Genomic DNA, 23,245 nt, shown 5'->3' with positions numbered 1-23,245 from the left:
CGTCCAAGTCCGTTCCCAGGGAGCTCGGATGACCGAGATCGACCGCACCTCCAGCGCCACCCACCCCACGAGTCCCACCAGCCCTGCCGGGCTGTCTGGTTCGGAGCACCCTCCCGCGACGGGTCGCACCGCCGGGCGAAACGGCCCGACGACCGGTAGTCACGATCTGCCCGTATCACCCGAGTTGACGGCTTCGATGGGTACGGGTTGGGCCCCCACTCCTCTGCCCGCCGGCGCCGAAGTGGCTGCCCGCGCCGTCACGCCGGCCCGGCACTCACGGCTGTCGGCGCTGTTCCCCGGTGAGCGACTGCTGATCCCCGCCGGCGAGTTGAAGGTGCGCTCCAACGACTGCGACCACCGGTTCCGCCCCCACAGCGCCTACGCCTGGCTGACCGGGCTCACCGGGGAGGACCAGCCCGGACACATCCTGGTCCTCGAGCCGTCGGGGCCGTCCGGCCATGAGCCGGTGCTGTATCTGCGGCCGCGTTCGTCTCGGGGTCAGGGCGACGACGAGTTCTACCGCGACCGCCGCTACGGCGAGTTCTGGGTGGGCCGCCGTCCCGACCTGGCGGAGGCCGAGCGGCTGACCGGCATCCGCTGCGCGCACCTGGACGGCATCGGCGCGCTGCCGCCCGGACGCAGCGCCGCGACCGACCCCGAACTCGCCACCGCGCTCTCCGAGTTGCGCCTGGTGAAGGACACCTGGGAAGTCGAGCAGCTGCAGCTGGCGGTCGATCACACCACCGCCGCCTTCGAAGACGTCGTGCGTGCCGTGCCGCGCGCCCTCGCCGACCCCCGGGGGGAACGCCGGCTCGAGGGGGTCTTCGGGTTGCGCGCCAGGCTGGAAGGCAACGGAACCGGCTACGAGACGATCGCCGCGTCCGGCGCGCACGCCTGTGTGCTGCACTGGACGCGCAACGACGGCCGGCTCGACCCGTCCGAACTGCTCCTGTTCGACGCCGGTGTGGAGACGGACACCCTGTACACGGCCGACGTCACGCGCACCCTGCCGCTCTCCGGACGCTTCTCCCCCGTCCAGCGCCAGGTGTACGAACTCGTCCTGGCCGCCCAGGAAGCGGGCATCGCCGCGCTCCGGCCCGGAGCCGAGTTCCGCGACTTCCACCGTGCCTGTATGCGGGTGATCGCCGAGGGCCTCGCCGAGTGGGGCATCCTCAAGGATGCCGCCGGTGACCTCCATCGCCGCTACACCCTCTGCAGCAGCGGTCATATGCTCGGGCTCGATGTGCACGACTGCGCGAAGGCACGCGCTTCGGCCTATCTCGGCGGGGTGCTGGAGGAGGGGCAGGTCCTCACCGTCGAGCCCGGTCTCTATCTCCAGCCGGACGACGAGACCCTGCCTCCCGAACTGCGGGGCATCGGCGTGCGTATCGAGGACGACCTGGTCGTCACGGCGGACGGGGCCCGGCTGATGTCCGGCGCGCTGCCGCGTACGGCGGACGCCGTCGAGGAGTGGATGGGTTCGCTTCTGGACGGCTGAGGCGCGTCCGCCGTGCGGCCCGCCACGACATGACGGGCCGACGGGTGACGCATGTGGCCGGCCCCCCAGGACCGCCGGGGGGCGGCCCCGGGGGCGCCCCGCCTTCCAAGCGTGCGGCAGGCGGGGCGGGCTCCTTGCGGGTCGACCGGGGCACCTGGCCTTGCGGGTCAATACACCAACGTCCTGTCAGGGCGATCTTCTCGGGCCCGGACAGGACCTACGGCAGCACGGCGATCCCGTCCACCTCGACCAGTGCTTCCTCGTCCCAGAGCCGTACGATCCCGATCACCGCCATGGCCGGGTAGTCCCGCCCGGCCAGCCGGTGCCAGACACGTCCGAGTTCCCCGGCGTGGGCGCGGTAGTCGGCGACGTCCGTGGCGTAGACGGTGACCCGGGCCAGATCGTGCGGTGTTCCACCGGCGGCGGCGAGGGCCTCGAGGAGGTTGGACAGGGCCGTCTCGAACTGCTCGACGACCCCGGCTCCGATGATCTTGCCGCTGGCGTCGAGTGCGGTCTGGCCTGCGAGATACACCAGGCGGGAGCCGCTCGCGGCAACGGCGTGCGAGAAGCCGCTCGCCGGGGACAGCCCCGGCGGGTTGATGCGTTCAAGACTCATCGGACGTCCTTGGGGTCGGTCTGGGCTTCGCTCCGGCCGGGACCTTTACCCGTCGCGCAAGCGTCGCGCCTGGCGTACAACTCCTTCGCGATGATGCTGCGCTGGACCTCGCTCGCGCCCTCGTAGATCCGCGGTGCGCGGACCTCCCGGTAGAGATGCTCCAGGAGATGGCCGCGCTGGAGGGCCCGCGCTCCGTGCAACTGGACGGCCGTGTCCACGACGTACTGCGCGGTCTCGGTCGCGAACAGTTTGGCCATGGCGGAGCGCTGCGGCACGTCCGCCGCACCGGCGTCGTAGGCACAGGCCGCCGCGTACACCAGCAGCCGGGCCGCCTCCGTCCGGGTCGCCATCTCGGCGGCCTGGTGGGAGACGGCCTGGAGATCCTTGAGCCGACCGCCGAAGGCGGTGCGCTCCGCGGTGTGGTCGAGCGTGGCATCGAGCGCCGCCTGAGCCATGCCGACGGCGAAGGCGCCGACGCTGGGGCGGAAGAGGTTGAGGGTGTTCATGGCGACCCGGAAGCCGCCGCCGGGTTCGCCGAGCAGATCGTCGCGGGTGACGGGTACGCCGTCGAAGCGGAGGGCCCCGATCGGATGCGGGGAGAGCATCTCGAGGGGGCTGCCGGTGAGCCCGGGCCGGTCGGCGGGAACGAGGAACGCGGTGATGCCGCGTGCACCCGGGGCCTCACCCGTACGGGCGAAGACGGTGTAGAAATCCGCCTCGGGCGCGTTGGAGATCCAGCGCTTCTCGCCGGTGAGGCGCCAACCGCCGCCGTCCGGCGCGGCCTCGAGGGTGAGGGCCGCGGCATCGGAGCCCGCATCGGGCTCGCTGAGCGCGAAGGCGGCAACGGCGCGGCCCGCGATGACGCCGGGGAGCAGACGCTCGCGCTGCGCCCGGGTCCCCGCCTGGACCAGCGGATAGCTGCCGAGACCCTGCAGCGCCAGTGCCGTCTCGGCCTCCGTGCAGCCGTGGGCGAGCGACTCCCTCAGCAGACACAGGTCGAGTGCGCTCGCGTCATCGAACAGGCGTTTGAGCAGGCCCAGTTCGCCGAGGGTGGTGACGAGCGGGCGGTTGATCCTGCCCGGCTCTCCCTTCTCCGCCAGTGGGCGCAAGCGCTCCACGGCGAGGGTGCGCAGCTCGGCGCACCAGGCGGTCTGTGCAGGATCGAGCGAGAATGCGGACATCCGGTCCCCCACTTCCCTACGGCCGGGGCCCGGGGACCGCGCGGCCGCGCCGCGCCCTCGGTCGTCCCCGGATAAGGCACTTTATCGCGGACCATTGACTGTCGTCATCTTCACGATACGCTCGATGCGCGACGCCACCACGACAAGGGGGGCGAACCTTGGAGCTGTCACCCTCGGCTCACCGCGACACCTTTCCGCGCGACCATCTCCCGCCCGCGGAGCAGTGGCCCCGGCTGCTGTTCGACGCGCCCGGCCTGCGCTATCCGGAGCGGCTCAACTGCGGTACGGAGCTGCTCGACGCGACGATCGACCGCTACGGAGGCGGTCGGCCCGTCTTCCGTGACGGTACGTCCGGTGCGGTCTGGAGCTATGAGGACCTGCGCGCACGGGTGAACCGGATCGCGCACGTCCTGACCGACGAGCTGGGAGTGGTACCCGGGAACCGGGTCCTGCTGCGCGGGCCCACCACGCCCTGGCTGGCCGCCTGCTGGCTGGCGGTGATGAAGGCGGGCGCGGTCGCCGTCACCGTACTCGCCCAGCAGCGGGCCAAGGAGCTCGCGACGATATGCGAGATAGCCCGTGTGGAGCACGCGCTGTGCGACGTACGCGGGGTGGACGAGCTGGTGAAGGCCGAGGTGCCGGGCCTGCGGATCACCACGTACGGCGGGGACGCGCCCGACGACCTGCTGCGGCTGACCGAGGGGAAGCCCGAGACGTACACGGCCGTGGCGACCGCGGCCGACGACGTCGCGCTGATCGCCTTCACGAGCGGGACGACGGGCCGCCCGAAAGGGTGCATGCACTTCCACCGCGATGTGCTGGCGATCGCCGACACCTTCTCGGCCCAGGTGCTGCGGCCCACTCCGGACGACGTCTTCGCGGGCAGCCCCCCGCTCGGCTTCACCTTCGGTCTGGGCGGGCTGGTGATCTTCCCGATGCGGGCGGGTGCCTCGGCGCTGCTACTGGAGCAGGCCGGGCCCAAGCAGCTGCTCCCGGCGATCGCGGCGCACCGGGTCTCCGTGCTGTTCACGGCACCGACGGCGTACCGCGTGATGCTCGACGAACTCGGCGCGCACGAGGTGACGTCCCTGCGGCGGTGTGTGTCGGCGGGGGAGAATCTGCCCGCCGCCACATGGCGGGCCTGGCACGAGCGCACCGGGCTGCGCATCATCAACGGCATCGGGGCCACGGAACTGCTGCACATCTTCATCTCGGCGGCGGACGGGGACATCCGTCCGGGTACGACCGGGGTGCCGGTGCCCGGTTGGGAGGCGCGGGTCGTGGACGCCGCCACCGGGATGCCGGTGCCGGACGGCGAGCCCGGTCTCCTCGCGGTACGCGGGCCGGTCGGCTGCCGCTATCTGTCGGACCCACGCCAGGGCGTGTACGTCCGTGACGGCTGGAACATCACCGGGGACACCTACGTACGCGAACCGGACGGATGGTTCCGCTACGTCGCCCGCGCGGACGACATGATCATCTCGGCGGGTTACAACATCGCGGGCCCCGAGGTGGAGGACGCGCTGCTGGAGCACCCCGATGTGGCGGAGGCTGCGGTCGTCGGGCACCCCGACGAGCTCCGCGGCCAGATCGTGGCGGCCTATGTGGTGCTGCGCGACGGTGCGGAGCGCGGCGACGGCACGGCGGACGCGCTGCGTGACTTCGTCAGGACCCGCCTGGTGCCGTACAAGTGCCCGCGCGCGATCGTCTTCCGGGACGCGCTGCCCCGTACCCCCACGGGCAAGCTGCAACGCTTCCGGCTGAGGGACTGAGGGCCCCTCCGGTGGACCTCCGAGAGATCCATGCGATCCGTGGGCTCTGTGGAATCCGTGGGAACTGCGGGATCCGCGGGCGAGGGAGCGGCCTACGTTCCCTGCCCGCCGGGTCCGCTTTCCGGCGCCTGCCGCACCTGACGCCGCGAGGTTCCCGGCAAACCCTTCCGGTCCCGGCACTAGAGTGATCACGTGGCCGAACAGCACACCCCCCGCTCCCTGATCGTCACCCTGTACGGCGCGTACGGACGCGAGACCGCGGACTCGCTCGCGGTGGCGGAGCTGATCCGTCTGCTGTCGGCGGTCGGGGTGGACGCGCCGTCGGTGCGCTCCTCGGTGTCCCGGCTCAAGCGGCGCGGGCTGCTGGTGGCACAGCGCACGGCCGCCGGTGCGGCGGGGTACGCCCTCTCGGCGGACGCCCGCCAGCTGCTCGACGACGGCGACCGGCGTATCTACGACCACTCGGCGCCGAAGCTCGCGGACGGGTGGGTCCTCGCCGTCTTCTCCGTACCGGAGGCCGAGCGCAACAAGCGCCATCTGCTGCGCTCACGGCTGGCCCGGCTGGGGTTCGGCACCGCGGCCCCGGGCGTCTGGATCGCGCCGGCCCGCTTCCACGAGGAGACCGCGCACACACTGCGCCGCCTCGGACTCGACCCGTACGTCGACCTCTTCCGGGCCGAGCACCTGGGTTTCGCGGCGACTGCCGAGGCGGCGGCGCGCTGGTGGGATCTGGCGGGGATCGCCAAGCAGCACGAGGAGTTCCTGGATGCCCACGGCCCGGTGCTGCGGGCCTGGGAGGCACGTGACGACACCCCGCCCGAGGATGCCTACCGCGACTATCTGCTCGCTCTCGACTCCTGGCGCCGGCTGCCGTACGCGGACCCGGGGCTGCCGGAGGAACTGCTGCCCGACGGCTGGCCGGGCGGGCGCTCGGCCGCGGTCTTCATGGGGCTCCACACACGGCTCAGGGACGCCGGGGCGCGTTTCGTGAACCCGGGGCGCTGACACCCGGCCTCCGGCGCAGGAGCGGGCGCAAGGGTGCCGCGCCCGGCAGCTGGGCCCGTCAGGGCGCCGCAGATGCCGGGGGCGTCACGACGACGGCAGGGTGAGACGGGGTTTCGGCGCGTCGGTGCGGCCCGTCGGCGGCTTGCGGCTGCCGGCCCGGTACGGCAGCGGCCAGGGGGCGGCCGGGCCGCTGTAGTCCTGGTCCGCCGCGGCGTGCAGGGTCCAGTGCGGGTCGTACAGGTGGGGGCGGGCCACGGCGCACAGGTCGGCGCGTCCCGCGAGGAGCAGGGAGTTGACGTCGTCCCAGGAGGAGATGGCGCCGACGGCGATGACCGGGACGCGCAGGGTGTTGCGGATCCGGTCGGCGTAGGGGGTCTGGTACGAGCGGCCGTACTCGGGGCGTTCGTCGGGTACGACCTGGCCGGTGGACACGTCGACGGCGTCGGCTCCGTGCGCGGCGAACGCGCGGGCGATCTCGACCGCGTCCTCCGCCGTCGTGCCGCCGGGGGCCCAGTCGGTCGCGGAGATCCGTACGGTCATGGGCCGGTCGTCGGGCCAGACGGCCCGGACGGCGTCGAAGACCTCGAGCGGGTAACGGAGCCGTCCGGTGAGGGAACCGCCGTAGGTGTCGGTGCGCTGGTTGGTGAGCGGGGAGAGGAAGCCGGAGAGCAGATAGCCGTGGGCGCAGTGGAGTTCGAGCAGGTCGAATCCGCTGTCCGCCGCGCGCAGGGCCGCGGCGGTGAACTGCTCACGGATCTCGGTGAGACCGGCCCGGTCCAGCTGGTGCGGGATCTGGTTGACGCCGGGCCGGTATGGCAGCGGTGAGGCGGCGACCAGTGGCCAGTTGCCGTCGGCGAGCGGCTGGTCGATGCCCTCCCACATGAGCCTGGTGGAACCCTTGCGCCCGGAGTGGCCGAGCTGGACGCCGATGGCGGTGCCGGGTGAGCGGGTGTGGACGAAGTCGGTGATACGGCGCCAGGCGGTGGCCTGTTCGTCGGTGTAGAGGCCCGCGCAGCCGGGGGTGATGCGTCCCTCGGCGCTGACGCAGACCATTTCGGTCATGACGAGCCCGGCGCCGCCGAGGGCCCGCCCTCCGAGATGGACGAGGTGGAAGTCCCCCGGGACCCCGTCCTCGGCGCAGTACATGTCCATGGGCGAGACGACGACGCGGTTGCGCAGGGTGAGTCCGCGCAGCCGGAAGGGCGTGAACATCGGTGGTGTGCCGGGCGTGCAGCCGAAGTCCTCTTCGACGGACTCGGTGAAGGTGGCATCGCGCAGCCGCAGATTGTCGTGGGTGACACGGCGGCTGCGGGTGAGGAGGTTGAACGCGAACTGCCGCGGTGGCTGGCCGAGATAGGTGCCGAGTTCCTCGAACCAGCGCAGGCTGGCCGCCGCCGCGCGCTGGGTCGATTCGACGACCGGCCGGCGCTCGGCCTCGTACGCCGCGAGGGCCTCGGGGACGGTGGGCTGCTCCTCGATGCAGGCGGCGAGGGCGAGGGCGTCCTCGACGGCGAGCTTGGTGCCGGAGCCGATGGAGAAGTGCGCGGTGTGGGCGGCGTCGCCGAGCAGCACGGTGGTGCCGTGCGACCAGTGGTCGTTGACGACGGTGCGGAAGGCGATCCAGGCGGATTTGTTGCCGCGCAGCGGGCGTCCGCCGAGGGCGTCCGCGAAGATCTTCGCGCAGCGTTCGGCGGACTGCTGTTCGTCGCACTCGTGGAACCCGGCGGCCCGCCAGACCTCCTCGCGCATCTCGACGATCACGGTCGACTCCCCGGGCGAGAACGGGTAGCCGTGCAGCTGCATCACCCCGTGCTCGGTCTCGGCGATCTCGAAACGGAAGGCGTCGAAGGCGAAGTCGGCGGCGAGCCAGATGTAGCGGCAGCGGTGGGTGGTGATGCGGGGGCCGAAGGTGTCGGTGTGCGCGGCGCGGGTGAGGCTGTGCACACCGTCGGCGGCGATGACGAGATCGTGGGTGGCGGCCAGTTCGGCGGCGGGCGGCGCCTCGGCGCGGAAGCGGAGCCGTACGCCGAGCGAGGTGCAACGCTGGTGCAGGATCTCCAGCAGACGGCGCCTGCCGAGCGCGGCGAAACCGTGGCCGCCGGAGGTGAGGGTGTGGCCGCGGTGGACGACGTCGATGTCGTCCCAGCGGACGAACTCGTCCTGCAGCGCCCGGTACACCACCGGGTCGGCGTGCTCGATGCCGCCGAGGGTCTCGTCGGAGAGGACGACACCGAAGCCGAAGGTGTCGTCGGGGGCATTGCGTTCCCAGACGGTGATCTCGCGGGCGGGGTCCAGCCGTTTGAGCAGGGCTGCCGCGTAGAGTCCGCCGGGGCCGCCGCCGATGACGGCGACGCGCAGCGGGGTCCGGGAGTCGGCGGGCGCGCCCATGGTCAGCGCCCCTTCCAGTTCGGGGCGCGCTTCTCGGTGAAGGCGGCGTGGAACTCGGCGTAGTCCTCGCCGTTCATCAGCAGCGCCTGGGTGGCGGCGTCCAGCTCGACGGCGGCGGCGAGCGGCATATCGAGTTCGGCGGTGAGCAGCGCCTTGGTCTGGGCGTAGGCGAGGGCGGGGCCGTCGGCGAGGCGGCGGGCGAGGGAGGCGGCGGCCTTGTCGGCGCCTCCCTCCTCGGTGAGTTCGCTGATGAGGCCGATGCGCTCGGCTTCGACGGCCCGGACCGGTTCGCCGAGCATCAGCAGACGGGTGGCGTGCCCGAGGCCGACGACCCGCGGCAGCAGATACGCGGCACCCATGTCGCCACCGGAGAGTCCGACCTTGGTGAAGAGGAAGGAGAAGCGGGCCGTGGGGTCCGCGACACGGAAGTCGGCGGCGAGTGCGAGGACGGCGCCCGCACCCGCGGCGACGCCGTGCAGGGCGGCGATCACCGGGAAGGGGCACTCACGCAGCGCGCGGACGACCTGTCCGGTCATCCGGTTGAAGTCGAGGAGCTGGGCGGTGTCCATGGCGAGGGTGGCGCCGATGATGTCGTCGACGTCGCCCCCGGAGCAGAAGCCGCGTCCCTCGCCGCCGAGGACCAGGGCGCGCACGGAGCGTTCACGGGAGAGCTCGGCGAGTAGATCACGCAGGTCGGCGTAGGCACCGAAGGTGAGTGCGTTGAGTTTCTCGGGCCGGTCGAGTGTGACCGTGGCGACTCCGTCCTGCCTGGTCAGCCTCAGATGGCGCCAGTGCTCGGTACGGGGCGCTGAGCTGTGAAAGGGGCTCATGGAGAGGGCCTCCCTCGGGCTGCGGGGCCGGTGCCTGCCTACCCCATGAAGCTATCACTCATCCGTGACTCTCGTCATGAGGGCGCGATAAGCGACACCCGGGAGCCGCCGCTACCCCGCCCTCGGACCGTGCCGCCCACCCCTCTGGATGATCGGCGGAGGCCCCGCGGCACAGGGGGTGGCAGCCGACGCCCCGTCACACGGTCGCAACTCGGCAAAGGTCCCGTATCAGGTCAGGCACGGACATCGGGCAAAACGCCCAGAAGGTGCATGATCGCCCACTTGCCCTTCGTATGTTGACAGCTGCATCAAGCAGACCGGATGCATCAAGCAGTCCGAACCACTGCGAACGGGATCCCTGCCTTGCGTCACGCACCCGCCACCGCGGAGACCGCGGCCACCGCCTGCCGGCGGCTCGCGCTTCCGCGCTCGTCGGCCGCCGTGCCGCTGGCGCGTGCCCTGATCCGCGCGGTGCTCGCGGACCTCGACGTATCCGCGGACCGCGACACCGCGGAGCTCCTCACGGCGGAGCTGGTCGCCAACGCGGTGGAGCACACCACCGGCGACGACCCGATCGTGCTGGTCGTGGAGCTGCTGCCGACGGGCTGCCAGGTCGAGGTGCACGACTCCGACCCCGCTCCGCCCGGCGGACTGTCGGGCCCGTCGGCGGCCCGCGAGCCCGATCCGTGGCAGGAGCACGGCCGCGGCCTGTTGCTCATCCGCACCCTCAGCTCCGCCTGCGGACACCGCCCCACCGAGCACGGCAAGGCGGTCTGGTTCACCCTCCCCGCCGTTCCGGCCCCGGCCCGGCCTCCGGCCGCAGAGACGGCTACGGCTACGGCAGCCGTTCCGGCCGCCGGTACGGCCGATACGGGCTCGCCCGCGCCCGGGGTGCCGACACCGCGGGCCCCACGGGCCGAGCCCTAAGGGCCGTCCGTATATCTATTCACCACTGGTGGCGAGCGTGGCCACCAGGACCGCCTTGATGGTGTGCATCCGGTTCTCGGCCTGGTCGAACACGACCGAGTGGGAGGACTCGAAGACCTCGTCCGTGACCTCGAGCTCGGCCAGGCCGTGACGCTCGTACACCTCCCGGGCGACCTGGGTACCGAGGTCGTGGAAGGCCGGCAGGCAGTGCAGGAACTTCACCGCCGGATTGCCGGTGGCACGCAGCACGTCCATCGTCACCGCGTACGGGGCGAGTGCCTTGATCCGCTCGTCCCACACCTCCTTCGGCTCACCCATGGAGACCCAGACGTCGGTGGCGACGAAGTCCGCGCCGGCGACCCCTTCGGCGATGTCCTCGGTGAGCGTGAGCCGCGCGCCGCTGAGCTCGGCGAGGGCACGGGCCCGGGCGAGGACCGCGTCCCCGGGCCAGTAGGCCCGGGGAGCGACGATCCGTACGTCCAGGCCGAGCAGCGCGCCGGTCACCAGATAGGAGTTGCCCATGTTGAAGCGGGCGTCCCCGAGGTAGGCGAAGGCGATCTGCTCACCACGGGCGGCCTTGTCGCAGTGCTCGGACATGGTGAGCACGTCGGCGAGCATCTGGGTGGGGTGCCAGTCGTCGGTGAGTCCGTTGAAGACGGGCACCCCGGCGTGTGCGGCGAGCTCCTCGACGGTCGCCTGGCTGTCCCCGCGGTACTCGATCCCGTCGAACATCCGCCCGAGCACCCGTGCGGTGTCCTTGACGGACTCCTTGTGCCCCATCTGGGATCCGGAAGGATCGAGGTACGTCGTCGACGCACCCTGGTCCGCAGCGGCCACCTCGAAGGCACACCGGGTACGCGTCGAGGTCTTCTCGAAGATCAACGCGATGTGCTTGCCGCGCAGCCGCTGGATCTCGGTACCGGTCCGCTTGGCGGCCTTGAGCTCGGCGGCCAGCTCGACGAGGGCGCGGAACTCCTCCGCACCGAAGTCGAGCTCCTTGAGGAAGTGGCGGCCTTCGAGGTGTGTCGCCATGGTGGCTGCTCCTGGGTCACGTACGCGGGGACACTGGAAGTATATACGATCCCCTGTATCACTATACGGATTGCTGCACGGCGTCCCTTTCGATGGGGCAGCTCATACAGCGCGGTCCCCCACGGCCCCTGCCCAGCTCGGAGCCGGGAATCTCGATGACCTCGATCCCTTCCTTGCGCAGATGGGTGTTGGTGGTCACATTGCGGTCGTAGGCCACGACCACTCCCGGTTCGACGGCGAGGACGTTGCAACCGTCGTCCCACTGCTCGCGCTCCGCCGCGTGCACGTCCTGCTTGGCCGTGAGGACCCTGATGTCCTGCAGTCCCAGAGCGGCGGCGATCGCGCTGTGCATGTGCTCCGGCGGATGGTCGCTGACACGCAGACCCACGCCGTGCTCGCTCTCCGCCGGTTCGATGGTGTACGAGCGCAGCATGCCGAGGCCGGCGTACTGGGTGAACGTGTCGTGGTCGACCATCGTCATCACCGTGTCGAGGTGCATGAACGCCCGCCCCTTGGGCATGTCGAGGGCCACGATCGTCCGTGCGGAGCCCGTCGCGAAGAGCCCGCGCGCCAGCATTTCGACGGCCTGTGGGGTGGTCCGCTCGCTCATCCCGATCAGCACGGCGCCGTTGCCGATGACGAGGACGTCCCCGCCCTCGATGGTGGAGGGATAGTCGTCCTGGCCTTCGGACCAGTGGTGGAAGGGACCCGCCTCGGGGCCGGTGAACAGCGGATGGTGCTTGTAGATGGCTTCGAAGTGGACCGTCTCGCGCCGGCGGGCGGGCCAGCGCATCGCGTTGATGGAGACGCCGTCGTAGATCCAGGCAGAGGTGTCACGGGTGAAGATGTGGTTGGGCAGCGGATCCAGCAGGAAATCGTCCAGGTCCATGACGTGGAAGCGGACGGACGAGGGCTCGGAGTGGCCGGCGAGGAACTCCCGCTTGGTCATTCCGCCGATGAGCGCCTCGGTGAGGTCGGCCGTGTCCATCGCGTCGAACGCCGCGCGGAGATGGCCGGTGGCCAGCGGCCCGTACTCCTTCTCGTCGAAGACGCGGTCCAGCACCAGCTTCCGGGCCGCGGGGATCTCGAGCGACTCGCGCAGGAGGTCGCCGAAGAGATGGACCTCGACGCCTCGGTCCCGGAGCACGTCCGCGAAGCCGTCGTGTTCCTGGCGGGCGCGCCGGACCCACAGGAGGTCGTCGAAGAGCAGCGCGTCCTTGTTGGTGGGGGTGAGCCGCTTCAGCTCCAGATCGGGGCGGTGGAGTATGACCCGGCGCAGCAGCCCGGTCTCGGAGTCGACATGGAATCCCATGGAAGAAACGTTCCCAGACGGGCCCCGTCCGCGCCCACAGGGCACGTGAACTCGGGAGATTCCTGTGGATCAGGCCGGCTTTGCCGGCGCCGCGTCCGGCCCGGGACCTCGCGCGGCGGGCTCCCGGGGTGGGGGCTCTCCCCCGCCCCGGGAGCCGGGCATGCCCGGTGCCTCGGTGCCGGTCGGTGCCCGTCGGTGCCGGTCAGAGTCGGTCAGAGCCGGGGGTCGACCGGCTCCGACTCCAGCGCGAGCACCGCGAAGACCGCCTCGTGGACCCGCCACAGCGGTTCCCCGTCGGCCAGCCGGTCCAGCGCCTCCAGACCCAGCGCGTACTCACGGAGCGCCAGCGACCGCTTGTGGCCCAGGAACCTGCTGCGCAGCCGGGTCAGCTGGTCGGGGCGCGTGTACTCGGGGCCGTAGATGATCCGCAGGTACTCCCGCCCGCGCACCTTGATCCCGGGCTGCACCAGCCGGCCCTTGTCGTCGCGTACCAGCGCGCCGAGCGGCTTGACCACCATGCCTTCGCCGCCCGCCTCGGTGAGCTCCAGCCACCAGTCGGTGCCCGCTCGCAGTGACTGCTCGTCGGCGGTGTCGACGAGCAGTCGGCGGGTGCGCTGCAGCAGCCCGGATCCGGCGGCGGTGCCGGCTTCCACCAGCCGGTCCAGCCAGGCCAGTTGTCCGTCGTGCGGCACTGCGGCCAGCGAACGGCCCTGCGCGGCGAGGATCTGGAAGGGCGCGAAGCGCACACCCTCCAGGCCGTCGGTCGTCCAGCAGTAGCGGCGGTAGGCCTCCGTGAACGCGGCCGCGTCCGCGGCCCGTTCCCGCTGCCGCTCCAGGAGTCCGCCCAGCTCCACCCCGCGTGCGGAGGCCGCTTCCAGGGCGGCCGTCGCCCCGGGGAACACGGCTGCGGACGCGGCGCCGACGGCGGCGTACTGCTTGCGCAGCAGGCCGGACGCCTTGAGCGACCAGGGCATCAGCTCGCCGTCCAGCAGCAGCCAGTCGGTGTCCAGTTCCTCCCACAGTCCGGCTCCGGTGACGGCCGTGCGCAGACGCCGGAGGATCTCCTCGGTGACCTGGGGGTCGTCGAAGAAAGGCCGGCCGGTGCGGGTGTGCAGCGAACCGGTCACGCCGCGCGCGCCGAAGCGTGTCCGTGCCGCGTCCTCGTCGCGGCAGACCAGCGCGATCGCCCGGGAGCCCATGTGCTTCTCCTCGCACACCACCTGGGCGACGCCGTCCGCCCGGTACTGGGCGAACGCCTCCGCCGGATGCTCCAGGTAGCCCTCCTCCCGGGAGGTCGCGGTCGGCGCCATCGTCGGCGGCAGATAGGCGAGCAGCTGCGGGTCGACCGCGAACCGGCTCATCACCTCCAGGGCCGCCGCCGCGTTCTCCTCGCGCACCGCGACGCGGCCCATGTGACGGGTCTCCACGATGCGGCGGCCATGGACGTCGGCCAGGTCCAGGGGGCGGCCCTGGTGACCGCCGGGCGCCTCGGTGGCGAGCGGCCGGGTGGGCTCGTACCACACCTTTTCCGCGGGTACGTCGACGAGTTCACGCTCGGGCCAGCGCAGCGCGGTCAGCTTGCCGCCGAAGACGACGCCGGTGTCGAGGCAGATGGTGTTGTTCAGCCAGGACGCGGTGGGCACGGGTGTGTGGCCGTAGACCACGGCGGCCCGGCCCCGGTAGTCCTCGGCCCAGGGGTAGCGCACGGGCATCCCGAACTCGTCGGTCTCACCGGTCGTGTCGCCGTAGAGCGCGTGCGAGCGGACCCGGCCGGAGGTGCGGCCGTGGTACTTCTCGGGCAGACCGGCGTGGCAGACCACGAGCTTGCCCTCGTCGAGCACGTAGTGGCTGACGAGGCCCTCGATGAACTCCCGCGCCCGCTCACGGAACTGCGGGTCGGCGGCGTCCTCCCGCTCGAACTGCTCGATGGTCTCGGCCAGTCCGTGGGTGTGCTGGACCTGGCGGCCCTTCAGCCAGCGGCCCAGCTTGTTCTCGTGGTTCCCGGGCACGCACAGGGCGCTGCCGGAGGCCACCATGCCCATCACCCGGCGCAGCACACCCGGGCTGTCGGGCCCGCGGTCGACGAGGTCGCCGACGAACACGGCGGTGCGGCCCTCGGGGTGCGCGCCGTCCCGGTACCCCAGCTTGGCGAGCAGGGCGTCCAGCTCGGAGCGGCAGCCGTGGATGTCGCCGATGATGTCGAACGGGCCGGTCAGATGCCTCAGGTCGTTGTAGCGCTTCTCCAGCACGACCCGGGCCGCGTCGGCCTCTTCCACGCTGCGCAGGACGTGCACCTTGCGGAAGCCCTCCCGCTCGAGTCCGCGCAGCGAGCGGCGCAGTTCGCGGCGGTGGCGTGCGATGACGTGGCGGGGCATGTCCGCGCGGTCGGGGCGTGCCGCGTTGCGCTCGGCACACACGTCCTCGGGCAGGTCGAGGACGATCGCGACGGGCAGGACGTCGTGTTCCCCGGCCAGACTGACGAGCTGGCGGCGGCTCTCCTGCTGGACGCTGGTCGCGTCGACGACGGTGAGCCGGCCGGCAGCGAGGCGCTTGCCGACGATGTAGTGCAGGACGTCGAAGGCGTCGCCGCTCGCGCTCTGGTCGTTCTCGTCGTCGGCGACGAGACCCCTGCAGAAGTCCGAGGAGATCACCTCGGTGGGCTTGAAGTGCCGCCTGGCGAAGGTGGACTTGCCGGAGCCTGTGGCGCCGACGAGGACCACGAGGGAGAGGTCGGGGACGGGCAGGGTGCGGGTACTGGCGCCGGTGCCGGTGCTGGTGGTCATGCCGCCTCCTCCTTCTTCGTGGTCTGGGTGAATACGGCCATCTGGGTCGGTGCGCCCACCTCGGGGTCGTCGTCGCCGATTCCCGCGTGGGTGACGTCATAGCCATGGCGCGCGGCGACCTGTGCCGCCCACCGGCGGAACTCCTCGCGGGTCCACTCGAAGCGGTGGTCGCTGTGGCGGACGTGCCCGGCGGGCAGGCTCTCCCAGCGCACGTTGTACTCGACGTTCGGGGTCGTCACGATCACCGTGCGGGGGCGGGCGGAGCCGAAGACGGCGTACTCCAGGGCGGGCAGACGCGGCAGGTCGAGGTGCTCGATGACTTCGCTGAGCACGGCGGCGTCATGGCCCGCGAGGCGCTTGTCGGTGTAGGTCAGCGAGCCCTGCATGAGCGTGACGCGGCCGGACTGGCGCTCACCCATCCGGTCCAGCCTGAGCCGGCGCGCGGCGATGGTGAGGGCGCGCACGGACACGTCCACGCCCACGATGCCCGTGAACCGGGTGTCCTTGAGGAGGGCCTGCACCAGCTGGCCCTGTCCGCAGCCCAGGTCGAGCACGGTGGCCGCGCCCGATGCGCGCAGCGCCGCCAGGATGGCCTCCCGGCGCTGCTCGGCCAGCGGGACCGGGCGCTCGTCGGTGTCGGTGGTCTCGTCGACGGCGTTGTCGACGTCCTCGACCTCGAGGTCGTCGCTCTCGGCCAGCCGGACCAGCTCGAGACGCTCCATGGCCTGCCGGGTCAGCCCCCAGCGCCGTGACAGATAGCGGCTGGTGATCAGCTTCTGCTCGGGGTGCTCGGCGAGCCAGCCCTCCCCCGCGCGCAGCAGTTTGTCGACCTCGTCGGGCGCGACCCAGTAGTGCTTGGCGTCGTCCAGCACCGGGAGGAGGACATACAGCTGCCGCAGTGCGTCGGCGAGGCGCAACTCGCCTTCCAGCACCAGCCGTACGTAGCGTGAGTCGCCCCATTCGGGGAAGCGCTCGTCGAGCGGGACGGGCTCGGCGTCGACGGAGGCCCACCCGAGCGGGACGAACAGCTTGCGCACCAGCTCGGCGCCACCGCGCGCGGGCAGCGTGGGCACTTCGATGCGCAACGGAAGCGGTGTCCCGGCGCGTTCCGGCATGGCCTGGCACACCCCGCGCAGGGCGCTCTTGAAGACGGTGCTCATGGCGACGGAGAGCAGCGAGGACGCCGCGTACGGCCGGTCGTTGACGTACTGGGCGAGCGCCGAGTCCGGTGCGCCGCCGCGGCCCTTGCCCTTGCCGCGCCGCACCAGTGCCACGGGATCGACCTCCAGGAGCAGCGCGGCGGTGCACCGTTCGGCGGTGGCCTCGGGGTAGAGGACATGCGCCGTGCCATGGGAGGTGGAGAACGTCTGCGCCTTGTCCGGGTGCTTGTGCAGCAGGAAGCCCAGGTCGGTGGCAGGACGCTCGGGGGTACCGGTCGTGGTGATCGTCAGGAACACATGTCCGAGTATTGCCTGGGCGCCCCCTGGCCGACCAGGCGTTTTCGCGTATCGGGGCCATGGGGCACTCACGGCGGGCCGTCGTCCCGGCGCAGTACGCCGGCCAGTGCGGCGATACGGTCCGGGCCGACGCGGCAGCATCCGCCGATCAGCCGTGCACCGGCCGTCTGCCAGGCGCGGGCCCGTTCGGGGTCGAAGGTGGTGGCGCCGCGCCAGCCCCGGGCGGCGGTGTCCCAGCGCTCACCGCTGTTCGGGTAGACGACGACGGGTTTTCCCGTCATGTGTGTGGCCAGCTCCACGGCACGGTCCGTGTCGGCGGGGTCGCAGCAGTTGACGCCGACGGCGATCACCCGGTCGTCGTCGGCGGCGAGGGCGAAGGCCCCGGCGAGGTCCTGGCCGGCGCGGGTGCGCTCCCCCACCACGGTGTACGAGAGCCACAGGGGCAGTCCGGTCTCCCGCGCGGCACCGAGCAGGGCCCGGGCCTCGTCGGTGTCCGGCACGGTCTCCAGGGCGAGGACGTCGGGCCGGGCCGCGGCGAGGGCCTGGATCCGGGGCCGGTGGAAGTCCGCCAGCTCCCGCTCCGTGAGCCCGTAGCGGCCCCGGTACTCGCTGCCGTCCGCGAGCATGGCGCCGTAGGGGCCCACCGAGGCCGCCACCCACACCTCCCGGTCGGTGGACCGGGCCGCGGCGCGGGCAAGCTCCACGCTGCGGGCGAGCAGCGCGCCCGCCTCCGCCCGGCCCACGCCACGGCGGGCGAACCCCTCGAACGTCGCCTGGTAGCTGGAGGTGATGAGCACCTGTGCGCCCGCCCGCACATAGGCCGTGTGGGCGGCCTCGATCTGCTCGGGTCCGTCGGCGAGCAGGCGCGCCGACCACAGGTCGTCGGACAGATCGCAGCCCTGTGCCTTCAGCTGGTTGGACAGGCCCCCGTCGAGGACGAGTGCCTCGTCGGCGAGTGCGGCGGCGAGAGGGCGGGCGGGCTTCACGGGTACTCCGGGTGTTCGGCCCGGCCGGCCGGCTGGGCGCTCAGCTCAGCTCAGCTGGGTGCCGACCTGGGTGGAGATCAGTTCCAGATGGTCGAGGTCGTCGAGGTCGAGGACTTGGAGGTAGACGCGGGAGGAGCCGATCGCGGCATAGCGGCCGAGCTTGTCGACGACCTCGGCGGGCGACCCCGCCAGACCGTTGGCCTTGAGCTCGTCGGCCTCGCGCCCGATGGCGGCGGCGCGGCGGGCGACCTCCGCGTCGTCCTTGCCCACACAGACGACGAGGGCGTTCGAGTAGATCAGCTCGTCCGGCCCCCGCCCGGCTTCCGCGGCCGCGGCGCGCACACGCCCGAACTGCCGCTCGCTGTCCTCGACGGACGCGAAGGGGATGTTGAACTCGTCGGCGTAACGGGCGGCGAGCCGGGGGGTGCGGGTGGCACCGTGGCCTCCGATGAGCACCGGGACCTTGCTCTGGGCGGGTTTGGGCAGTGCGGGTGAGTCCTGCAGCTGGTAGTGGGTGCCCTGGTAAGTGAACGTCTTGCCGGTCTCCGTGGCCCACAGACCGGTCACGATGGCCAGCTGCTCCTCGAGCCGGGCGAACTTCTCCTTGGGGAAGGGAATGCCATAGGCCTTGTGCTCCTCCTCGAACCAGCCCGCGCCGAGTCCGAGCTCGACCCGGCCGCCCGACATCTGGTCGACCTGGGCAACCTGGATGGCAAGCACTCCCGGCAGCCGGAACGTACCCGCCGTCATGAGCGTGCCGAGCCTGATCCGCTTGGTCTCACGGGCGAAACCCGCGAGGGTGATCCAGGCGTCGGTGGGGCCGGGAAGGCCGTCGGCCGAGCCCATGCTCAGATAGTGGTCCGATCGGAAGAAGGCGTCGAAGCCGAGGTCCTCGGCGGCTTTGGCGACCGTCAGCAGGGTGTCGTAGGAGGCCCCTTGCTGGGGCTCGGTGAAGATTCGAAGATCCATGCATCCATCCTGCACCGCCGTCCGCGGTTCAACCTCTTGCCGCGGAAGCGGGCTGGCGGCTGCGGCGCCGTCACCGCGGACCGGTGGCCGCTGCACCGGTCACGGCGGACTGACGGCGGAGTCGGGGCCCACCCTCCCCCGCTCGCGCACGGAGAGTCTTCGCAGCATCGCACCCACACGGTCGCCGGACTCGTCCGTGGCGTCGATGGCCTCGATGCACTGCCAGTACAGCCCCTCCTCGTCGGTGGCGCAGGCGACTCCGACCAGGGCTATGCCGACCTCACCGAGCAGCGCGCCCAGCAGTGTCAGCGCCCGCCGGGGGTCGGAGACCTCGGTGAGCTGCGCCGCCCGGGGACTGCCGATACGCAGCAGCGGGAGGTCCGCGGGGCCGCCGACGCGCCCGGCTCCCTCGCCGAGCGCACGCGCCTCCCCCCGCAGCTCCTGGGGGCCGCACAGGGCCAGTTGGCCTCCGATCGCCTGGGCCAGGGCCTGGGCCTGCCATGCCTCCGCCACAACGTCCAGCGCGTCCCGGCACTGTGCCAGCGCGTGCCGGCCGGCCGCGATAAGTCGCTCCGCTTCCATGTGCGCCGCCCCCGTTCGTACGACTTTCCGTTCACTGACTCACTACCCAGAGTGAGGGTTCCCCAAAGGAAAAGCCAAGGGAATTCGGAAATCTGTGGACAGGAAGCCGGTTTTGGAAAGATCAGTCACTCCGTAGAGTGACGATCACGGTCTGAGGAGTCGTCCGGGCACCGCTCGGCGGCGGGGAAGCGGAGCTCGTTCCTGTCGATCTTCTCGGAGAGCGCGGCCAGCGCATCGACCCCGAGCACCTCGCAGAACTGCAGCAGATAGGCCAGGACATCCGCGACCTCGTCGGCCACCCGGTGGGCCTTGCGGGGGTCGTCCATGACCCGCGCCGACTCCTCCGGGGTCAACCACTGGAAGATCTCCACGAGTTCGGCCGCCTCGACGGTCAGTGCCACCGCCAGGTTCTTCGGGGTGTGGTAGGGCCCCCAGTCACGGGCGGCCGCGAACTCGGCCAGCCTGCGCTGCAGCGCTTTCACGTCCAGTTCCGTCACGGCACAGGTCTACCACCGTCACACCCTCCAGCTCACGCGCGTATGCGCCGTCCCCGCCCATCGCGCCCACCAGCCGCAGATGGCCGTCGGCACAGACCGACGCGGCCAGCGAGGCCAGGGCGGCCGTCTGGCGCCCGTCCAGGCAGCGGTCGAAACCGTCGGCGAGCACGGTCAGGGACTGCAGTGCCCCCGGCACCTCGGCGGCCTGGTCCACCGACAGCACACCCGGACCGGTCAGCAGGACCAGGGCCAGGGCCAGATAGCGCAGTTCACCGTCGCCCAGCCGCCCGAGCGGGGTCCCCGGGCCTCCCGCCGCCCGGCCGATCACCGCACGCAGCGTCCCGTCCGGGAGCTCCTCCACGCCCACGTCGCGGACGGTGCCCGCACAGCTCGCCCCGGCCGCCGAGGTCAGCCGCGCATGCCGGCGGACGCATTCGTGGCGGGTGCGGTGCAGCACGGCCGCGAGGTTGTCGCAGCCGGGGAGCAGCCGCCCCTCGCCCGGACGGGCGGACGCGCGCATCCTCCGGGGCTGGGGGTCGCACGGGAACACCGAGCGCAGCGCCACCACCACCTGCTCGGCCGCGGTCAGGACCTGCCGCTGACCGTCCGTCCGGCCGGCCACGTGCAACGGGAGCAGCGCGGTGGCGAGCCGGTCGTCGGGAAGGGGCTCCCGGGTGACCGCGGCCGCTCCCGCCGTGTGCCAGGCGGCCTGCACACGGGGGCGTCCGGGATCGGTCAGCGCCGTGCTCAGCAGCACGCGCTCGCCGCAGGCCAACCGCTCCCCGACGATGCGCAGTTCGGGCTCGGCCTGCACGGCGAGGTCGAGCTGCACCGGGCCGGCCGGACCCGAGACCGTGCAGCCGATCCTGAACCCGCGCCGGCCCTGGGCGTCCCCCGGCGCGCCCTCGGGGACGCAGCCCGCCGGATCCGGGAAGACCCGGTCGAGCGCGGCGCCCCCGGCGAGCCGCGCCAGCGCCTCGTGCACCTGCAGCACGGTGGACTTGCCGCTGCCGCTCGGCCCCGCGAACAGCGTCACGGGGCCGAGCGGGAACACGCCCGCGCGATGCCCGGCGAAGGCCGAGAGCCGTAGTTCGGTGACCGCAGGCCGGGTGCTGAGCAGGTCCATGCGCGGGACGCTACGCGCCGGCGCGGACGCCGAACCGTTACGCCGGACGGGGCTTCCCACGAACGGGGGACCGCACGGCAAAGGCGCAGAAGATCGCCCGGACAGGACCTGGGGGTTTCTGATGGATCTCCGTGGAGGAAGGAGCGGCGTCCGGTGCGTGCTCTCGGGGTGCCGAAGCCCTCGTACTGGACGTTCTTGAGCTTTCGGCCGGTGCGGCGAGTGGGGGTACCTCCCACGCCGTAAGGCCGTGGGGGCGGGCCGGGCGTCGCGACGCCGCGGAGATCCATCAGAAGCCCCCTAAGCGTGCGGCACGGCAGCGGCCGCGGCGCCCTCGACCTCCGTGCCGGTCGGTGCGAGCAGGAAGACATTGCGGTCGACCCGGTGCATCCCGCTCCCGAGCCCGAAGACGACGCCGCTGCTGAAGTCCAGGATGCGCTTGGCCACGTCGGGGTCCGCGCTGGTGAGGTCCAGCAGCACCGGCACCTGGGCGATGAGGTGTTCGGCGACCTCACGCGCGTCGGCGAAGACCTGCACCCGCAGCACCACCATGCGGCGCTGCTCGGCCTCCGCGGGAACGGCGTCGTAGGACTGCGAAATCGTGCGGTGGTCTGCTCGTGACGGCCACTCGTTGCGACCGCGCAGCGGAACGACCTGGGCCAGGCCCTCCCACTGCTCGTCGGTGACGTCGTACCTCTCGTACCTGCTCATGGGGACCATCCTGGCGCGCCTCACCCGTTCGGCCCAACACCGACACGGCCGACGGCCCGGATGACGGCCCCCGGTCACCGCGCCGAGCGGTCGCAGCACCCGTGGTCCGGTGCCACGATGAGGTGACGCGGAGGACGGGCGCTCATGACCACAGCCGGCAGTCGGACGAAGGCGGAGGGCCTCTTCCCACCGCGCGACCGCGCGGTCATCGCCGCGGCGGCCATCTCGATGCTGCTGGTCCAGATGGACTGGTTCGCCCTCAATCTGATGCTTCCCGTGATCGCCCGTGACTTCGGCACCCCGTCGACCGATCTCCAGTGGCTCGTCAGCGGCTACATGCTGTCCCTCGGCGCATTGATGATCACCGGTGGGCGTCTGGCGGATGTCCACGGCCGCCGCCGGATCCTCGTGGTGGGGCTCACCGGCTTCGCGGCCGTCTCCGTGCTGTGCAGTGCCGCGCAGAACGTGACCTGGCTCGTCGCCGGAAGGGTCGTCCAGGGCGCGACGGCCGCGCTCATCTTCCCGGTGGCCGTCGCCGTGGTCACCGCGTACTTCCGCGACGAACGCCAGGGCAGAGCGGTGGCGACGGTGCTCGCCTTCAGCGCCATCGGCACGGCTCTCGGGCCGTTCGTCGGCGGAGCGTTCGCCGAGCATGTGAGCTGGCGTGCGGTCTTCCTGCTGAATGTGCCGTTCTGTGTGGCGGCGGCGGTGCTGTTGCTGCGCTTCGTGCCGGAGACCCGGGACGAGCAGGCGGGCAAGCGTTTCGACATCCCCGGGGTGTGCGCCGTCGGGGCGGGACTGACCGGTCTCATGCTGGGCGTGGACCAGGGCGCCCGCTGGGGCTGGGCGTCCCCGGCCACCCTGATCTGCCTGGTCGGCGGCTGCGCTCTGCTGATGGTGTTCGTGCGCATCGAGCGGCACGCCCCGGAACCGCTGCTGGACCTCTCGCTGCTGCGCAACGTCCCTTTCGTCACCGTCACGGCGGCGGGCTCGGTGTCGAACGTCGTGTACTGCCTCGTGGCGGTGCTGTCCGCCCTGTACTTGCAGCAGGCACGCGGGCTGTCCCCACTGGAGTCGGGTCTGGTCTTCCTCTCCCTGTCGGTGGGCGCGGGCGCCGCCAGCTACTGGTCCGGACGACTCGCCCGGCTCTGGCCCGCCGAATCGCTGATGGCCACGGGAATGCTGCTGAGCGGGCTCAGCCTCTACGCCCTGACCTGGGCGAACGCACTCCCCCTGTATACGGCGGTCTTCGCGGTGGTGGGCGTGGGGGTGGGCCTCGGATGGGCCCTGACCAATGTGGCGACGCAGTCCTATGTGCCGGCCTCCCGCCTCGCCGCTGCCTCCGGACTGGTCCTCACCTCACTGGTGCTTGTCGGCGCGGTGGCCGTGGCGGTCGCCGCGACCGTCCTGGAGGAGGTGAGCGGCTCCGCGGCCCGTGCGGCTTCCGACGGACCGGCCATCGAATCGGTCCTGCGGGCGGTGTCCGTACTCGCCCTCGTGGGGGCCACCGCCCTGGCCGTGCTCCACCGCCGTACGGCGTCGCAGGCGCCGGAGCCGTCCACGCCGACGCGGTGAC

At 71.9% G+C, this 23,245-nt stretch carries 19 protein-coding genes; 5 read left to right on the top strand and 14 right to left on the bottom strand.

Features of this window, described 5'->3' with window-relative positions:
* Positions 1 to 196: 196 nt before the first annotated feature.
* A complete protein-coding gene (locus ACTWOL_RS28475; protein ID WP_474301279.1) occupies positions 197 to 1,498 on the top strand; it encodes an aminopeptidase P family protein in 1,302 nt (433 codons plus the stop codon).
* A 217-nt stretch (positions 1,499 to 1,715) separates the two neighbouring features.
* Here the strand turns inward: ACTWOL_RS28475 and ACTWOL_RS28470 are convergent, their stop codons facing one another.
* A complete protein-coding gene (locus ACTWOL_RS28470) occupies positions 1,716 to 2,114 on the bottom strand; it encodes a RidA family protein (RefSeq protein ID WP_474299665.1) in 399 nt (132 codons plus the stop codon).
* On the bottom strand, positions 2,111 to 3,295 hold the full coding sequence (locus ACTWOL_RS28465) for an acyl-CoA dehydrogenase family protein (protein WP_474299664.1): 1,185 nt from the start codon (positions 3,293 to 3,295) through the stop codon (positions 2,111 to 2,113). Before ACTWOL_RS28465 ends, ACTWOL_RS28470 begins: the two co-directional genes overlap by 4 nt.
* 158 nt (positions 3,296 to 3,453) lie before the next feature.
* Here ACTWOL_RS28465 and ACTWOL_RS28460 point away from each other — a divergent pair, with 158 nt between their 5' ends.
* Together ACTWOL_RS28460 and ACTWOL_RS28455 are read left to right on the top strand one after the other, a co-directional pair.
* A complete protein-coding gene (locus ACTWOL_RS28460; protein ID WP_474299663.1) occupies positions 3,454 to 5,067 on the top strand; it encodes an AMP-binding protein in 1,614 nt (537 codons plus the stop codon).
* A gap of 192 nt (positions 5,068 to 5,259) precedes the next feature.
* Positions 5,260 to 6,072 carry a PaaX family transcriptional regulator gene (locus ACTWOL_RS28455; protein ID WP_474299662.1) on the top strand — a complete coding sequence of 271 codons (813 nt, stop codon included), beginning with the start codon at positions 5,260 to 5,262 and terminating at the stop codon, positions 6,070 to 6,072.
* Between the two features lie 84 nt (positions 6,073 to 6,156).
* On the opposite strand, the gene ACTWOL_RS28450 is transcribed toward ACTWOL_RS28455, so the two are convergent.
* Positions 6,157 to 8,460, bottom strand: coding sequence for a bifunctional salicylyl-CoA 5-hydroxylase/oxidoreductase (locus ACTWOL_RS28450; protein ID WP_474299661.1), 2,304 nt, complete (start codon positions 8,458 to 8,460; stop codon positions 6,157 to 6,159).
* A gap of 2 nt (positions 8,461 to 8,462) precedes the next feature.
* Positions 8,463 to 9,290 carry an enoyl-CoA hydratase family protein gene (locus ACTWOL_RS28445; RefSeq protein ID WP_474299660.1) on the bottom strand — a complete coding sequence of 276 codons (828 nt, stop codon included), beginning with the start codon at positions 9,288 to 9,290 and terminating at the stop codon, positions 8,463 to 8,465.
* Positions 9,291 to 9,653: 363 nt separating this feature from the next.
* Here ACTWOL_RS28445 and ACTWOL_RS28440 point away from each other — a divergent pair, with 363 nt between their 5' ends.
* A complete protein-coding gene (locus ACTWOL_RS28440; RefSeq protein WP_474299659.1) occupies positions 9,654 to 10,217 on the top strand; it encodes an ATP-binding protein in 564 nt (187 codons plus the stop codon).
* A gap of 15 nt (positions 10,218 to 10,232) precedes the next feature.
* Here ACTWOL_RS28440 and argF read toward each other — a convergent pair whose 3' ends face one another.
* The 10 genes from argF to ACTWOL_RS28390 all read right to left on the bottom strand — a co-directional run bounded on the left by argF (position 10,233) and on the right by ACTWOL_RS28390 (position 21,669).
* Positions 10,233 to 11,249, bottom strand: a complete 1,017-nt coding sequence (argF, locus tag ACTWOL_RS28435; protein ID WP_474299658.1) for an ornithine carbamoyltransferase — start codon at positions 11,247 to 11,249, stop codon at positions 10,233 to 10,235.
* A gap of 61 nt (positions 11,250 to 11,310) precedes the next feature.
* Positions 11,311 to 12,561, bottom strand: a complete 1,251-nt coding sequence (locus tag ACTWOL_RS28430) for an arginine deiminase (protein ID WP_474299657.1) — start codon at positions 12,559 to 12,561, stop codon at positions 11,311 to 11,313.
* Positions 12,562 to 12,773: 212 nt separating this feature from the next.
* Positions 12,774 to 15,344, bottom strand: a complete 2,571-nt coding sequence (locus ACTWOL_RS28425) for a polynucleotide kinase-phosphatase (RefSeq protein WP_474299656.1) — start codon at positions 15,342 to 15,344, stop codon at positions 12,774 to 12,776.
* Positions 15,341 to 16,801, bottom strand: a complete 1,461-nt coding sequence (locus ACTWOL_RS28420; RefSeq protein ID WP_474299655.1) for a 3' terminal RNA ribose 2'-O-methyltransferase Hen1 — start codon at positions 16,799 to 16,801, stop codon at positions 15,341 to 15,343. The genes ACTWOL_RS28425 and ACTWOL_RS28420 overlap by 4 nt, the downstream gene beginning before the upstream one ends.
* A gap of 68 nt (positions 16,802 to 16,869) precedes the next feature.
* On the bottom strand, positions 16,870 to 17,787 hold the full coding sequence (gene mmuM, locus ACTWOL_RS28415) for a homocysteine S-methyltransferase (RefSeq protein ID WP_474299654.1): 918 nt from the start codon (positions 17,785 to 17,787) through the stop codon (positions 16,870 to 16,872).
* 45 nt (positions 17,788 to 17,832) lie between these two features.
* Positions 17,833 to 18,756 carry an LLM class F420-dependent oxidoreductase gene (locus tag ACTWOL_RS28410; RefSeq protein ID WP_474299653.1) on the bottom strand — a complete coding sequence of 308 codons (924 nt, stop codon included), beginning with the start codon at positions 18,754 to 18,756 and terminating at the stop codon, positions 17,833 to 17,835.
* A gap of 99 nt (positions 18,757 to 18,855) precedes the next feature.
* Positions 18,856 to 19,338: a DUF6099 family protein gene (locus tag ACTWOL_RS28405; protein WP_474299652.1), complete on the bottom strand. Its 483-nt coding sequence runs from the start codon at positions 19,336 to 19,338 to the stop codon at positions 18,856 to 18,858.
* A gap of 125 nt (positions 19,339 to 19,463) precedes the next feature.
* On the bottom strand, positions 19,464 to 19,835 hold the full coding sequence (locus tag ACTWOL_RS28400; RefSeq protein ID WP_474299651.1) for a nucleotide pyrophosphohydrolase: 372 nt from the start codon (positions 19,833 to 19,835) through the stop codon (positions 19,464 to 19,466).
* Positions 19,774 to 20,961, bottom strand: a complete 1,188-nt coding sequence (locus ACTWOL_RS28395) for an AAA family ATPase (RefSeq protein ID WP_474299650.1) — start codon at positions 20,959 to 20,961, stop codon at positions 19,774 to 19,776. The genes ACTWOL_RS28400 and ACTWOL_RS28395 overlap by 62 nt, the downstream gene beginning before the upstream one ends.
* Before the next feature lie 297 nt (positions 20,962 to 21,258).
* Entirely contained in the window at positions 21,259 to 21,669 is a 411-nt protein-coding gene (locus ACTWOL_RS28390) for a cell division protein SepF (protein ID WP_474299649.1), read from the bottom strand.
* A 144-nt stretch (positions 21,670 to 21,813) separates the two neighbouring features.
* Here ACTWOL_RS28390 and ACTWOL_RS28385 point away from each other — a divergent pair, with 144 nt between their 5' ends.
* The gene (locus ACTWOL_RS28385) at positions 21,814 to 23,244 is read left to right on the top strand and encodes an MFS transporter (RefSeq protein ID WP_474299648.1); all 1,431 of its coding nucleotides are present in this window, start codon (positions 21,814 to 21,816) and stop codon (positions 23,242 to 23,244) included.
* The last annotated feature ends 1 nt before the right edge of the window (position 23,245 follow it).

It is taken from the genome of Micromonospora sp. IBHARD003 (genome assembly GCF_056106285.1).
Note: the sequence above shows the minus strand (reverse complement) of the source record. Positions and strands in the feature narration are given on the sequence as shown.

Excerpts from the sequence above, each read along its gene's own strand:
- ACTWOL_RS28405 (WP_474299652.1), bottom strand. The coding sequence starts at position 19,338 with ATGGAAGCGGAGCGACTTATCGCGGCCGGCCGGCACGCGCTGGCACAG.
- ACTWOL_RS28465 (WP_474299664.1), bottom strand. The coding sequence starts at position 3,295 with ATGTCCGCATTCTCGCTCGATCCTGCACAGACCGCCTGGTGCGCCGAG.
- ACTWOL_RS28430 (WP_474299657.1), bottom strand. The coding sequence starts at position 12,561 with ATGGGATTCCATGTCGACTCCGAGACCGGGCTGCTGCGCCGGGTCATA.
- ACTWOL_RS28475 (WP_474301279.1), top strand. The coding sequence starts at position 197 with ATGGGTACGGGTTGGGCCCCCACTCCTCTGCCCGCCGGCGCCGAAGTG.
- ACTWOL_RS28395 (WP_474299650.1), bottom strand. The coding sequence starts at position 20,961 with ATGGACCTGCTCAGCACCCGGCCTGCGGTCACCGAACTACGGCTCTCG.
- ACTWOL_RS28410 (WP_474299653.1), bottom strand. The coding sequence starts at position 18,756 with ATGGATCTTCGAATCTTCACCGAGCCCCAGCAAGGGGCCTCCTACGAC.
- ACTWOL_RS28425 (WP_474299656.1), bottom strand. The coding sequence starts at position 15,344 with ATGACCACCAGCACCGGCACCGGCGCCAGTACCCGCACCCTGCCCGTC.
- ACTWOL_RS28385 (WP_474299648.1), top strand. The coding sequence starts at position 21,814 with ATGACCACAGCCGGCAGTCGGACGAAGGCGGAGGGCCTCTTCCCACCG.
- argF (WP_474299658.1), bottom strand. The coding sequence starts at position 11,249 with ATGGCGACACACCTCGAAGGCCGCCACTTCCTCAAGGAGCTCGACTTC.
- ACTWOL_RS28445 (WP_474299660.1), bottom strand. The coding sequence starts at position 9,290 with ATGAGCCCCTTTCACAGCTCAGCGCCCCGTACCGAGCACTGGCGCCAT.
- ACTWOL_RS28450 (WP_474299661.1), bottom strand. The coding sequence starts at position 8,460 with ATGGGCGCGCCCGCCGACTCCCGGACCCCGCTGCGCGTCGCCGTCATC.
- ACTWOL_RS28390 (WP_474299649.1), bottom strand. The coding sequence starts at position 21,669 with ATGAGCAGGTACGAGAGGTACGACGTCACCGACGAGCAGTGGGAGGGC.
- ACTWOL_RS28470 (WP_474299665.1), bottom strand. The coding sequence starts at position 2,114 with ATGAGTCTTGAACGCATCAACCCGCCGGGGCTGTCCCCGGCGAGCGGC.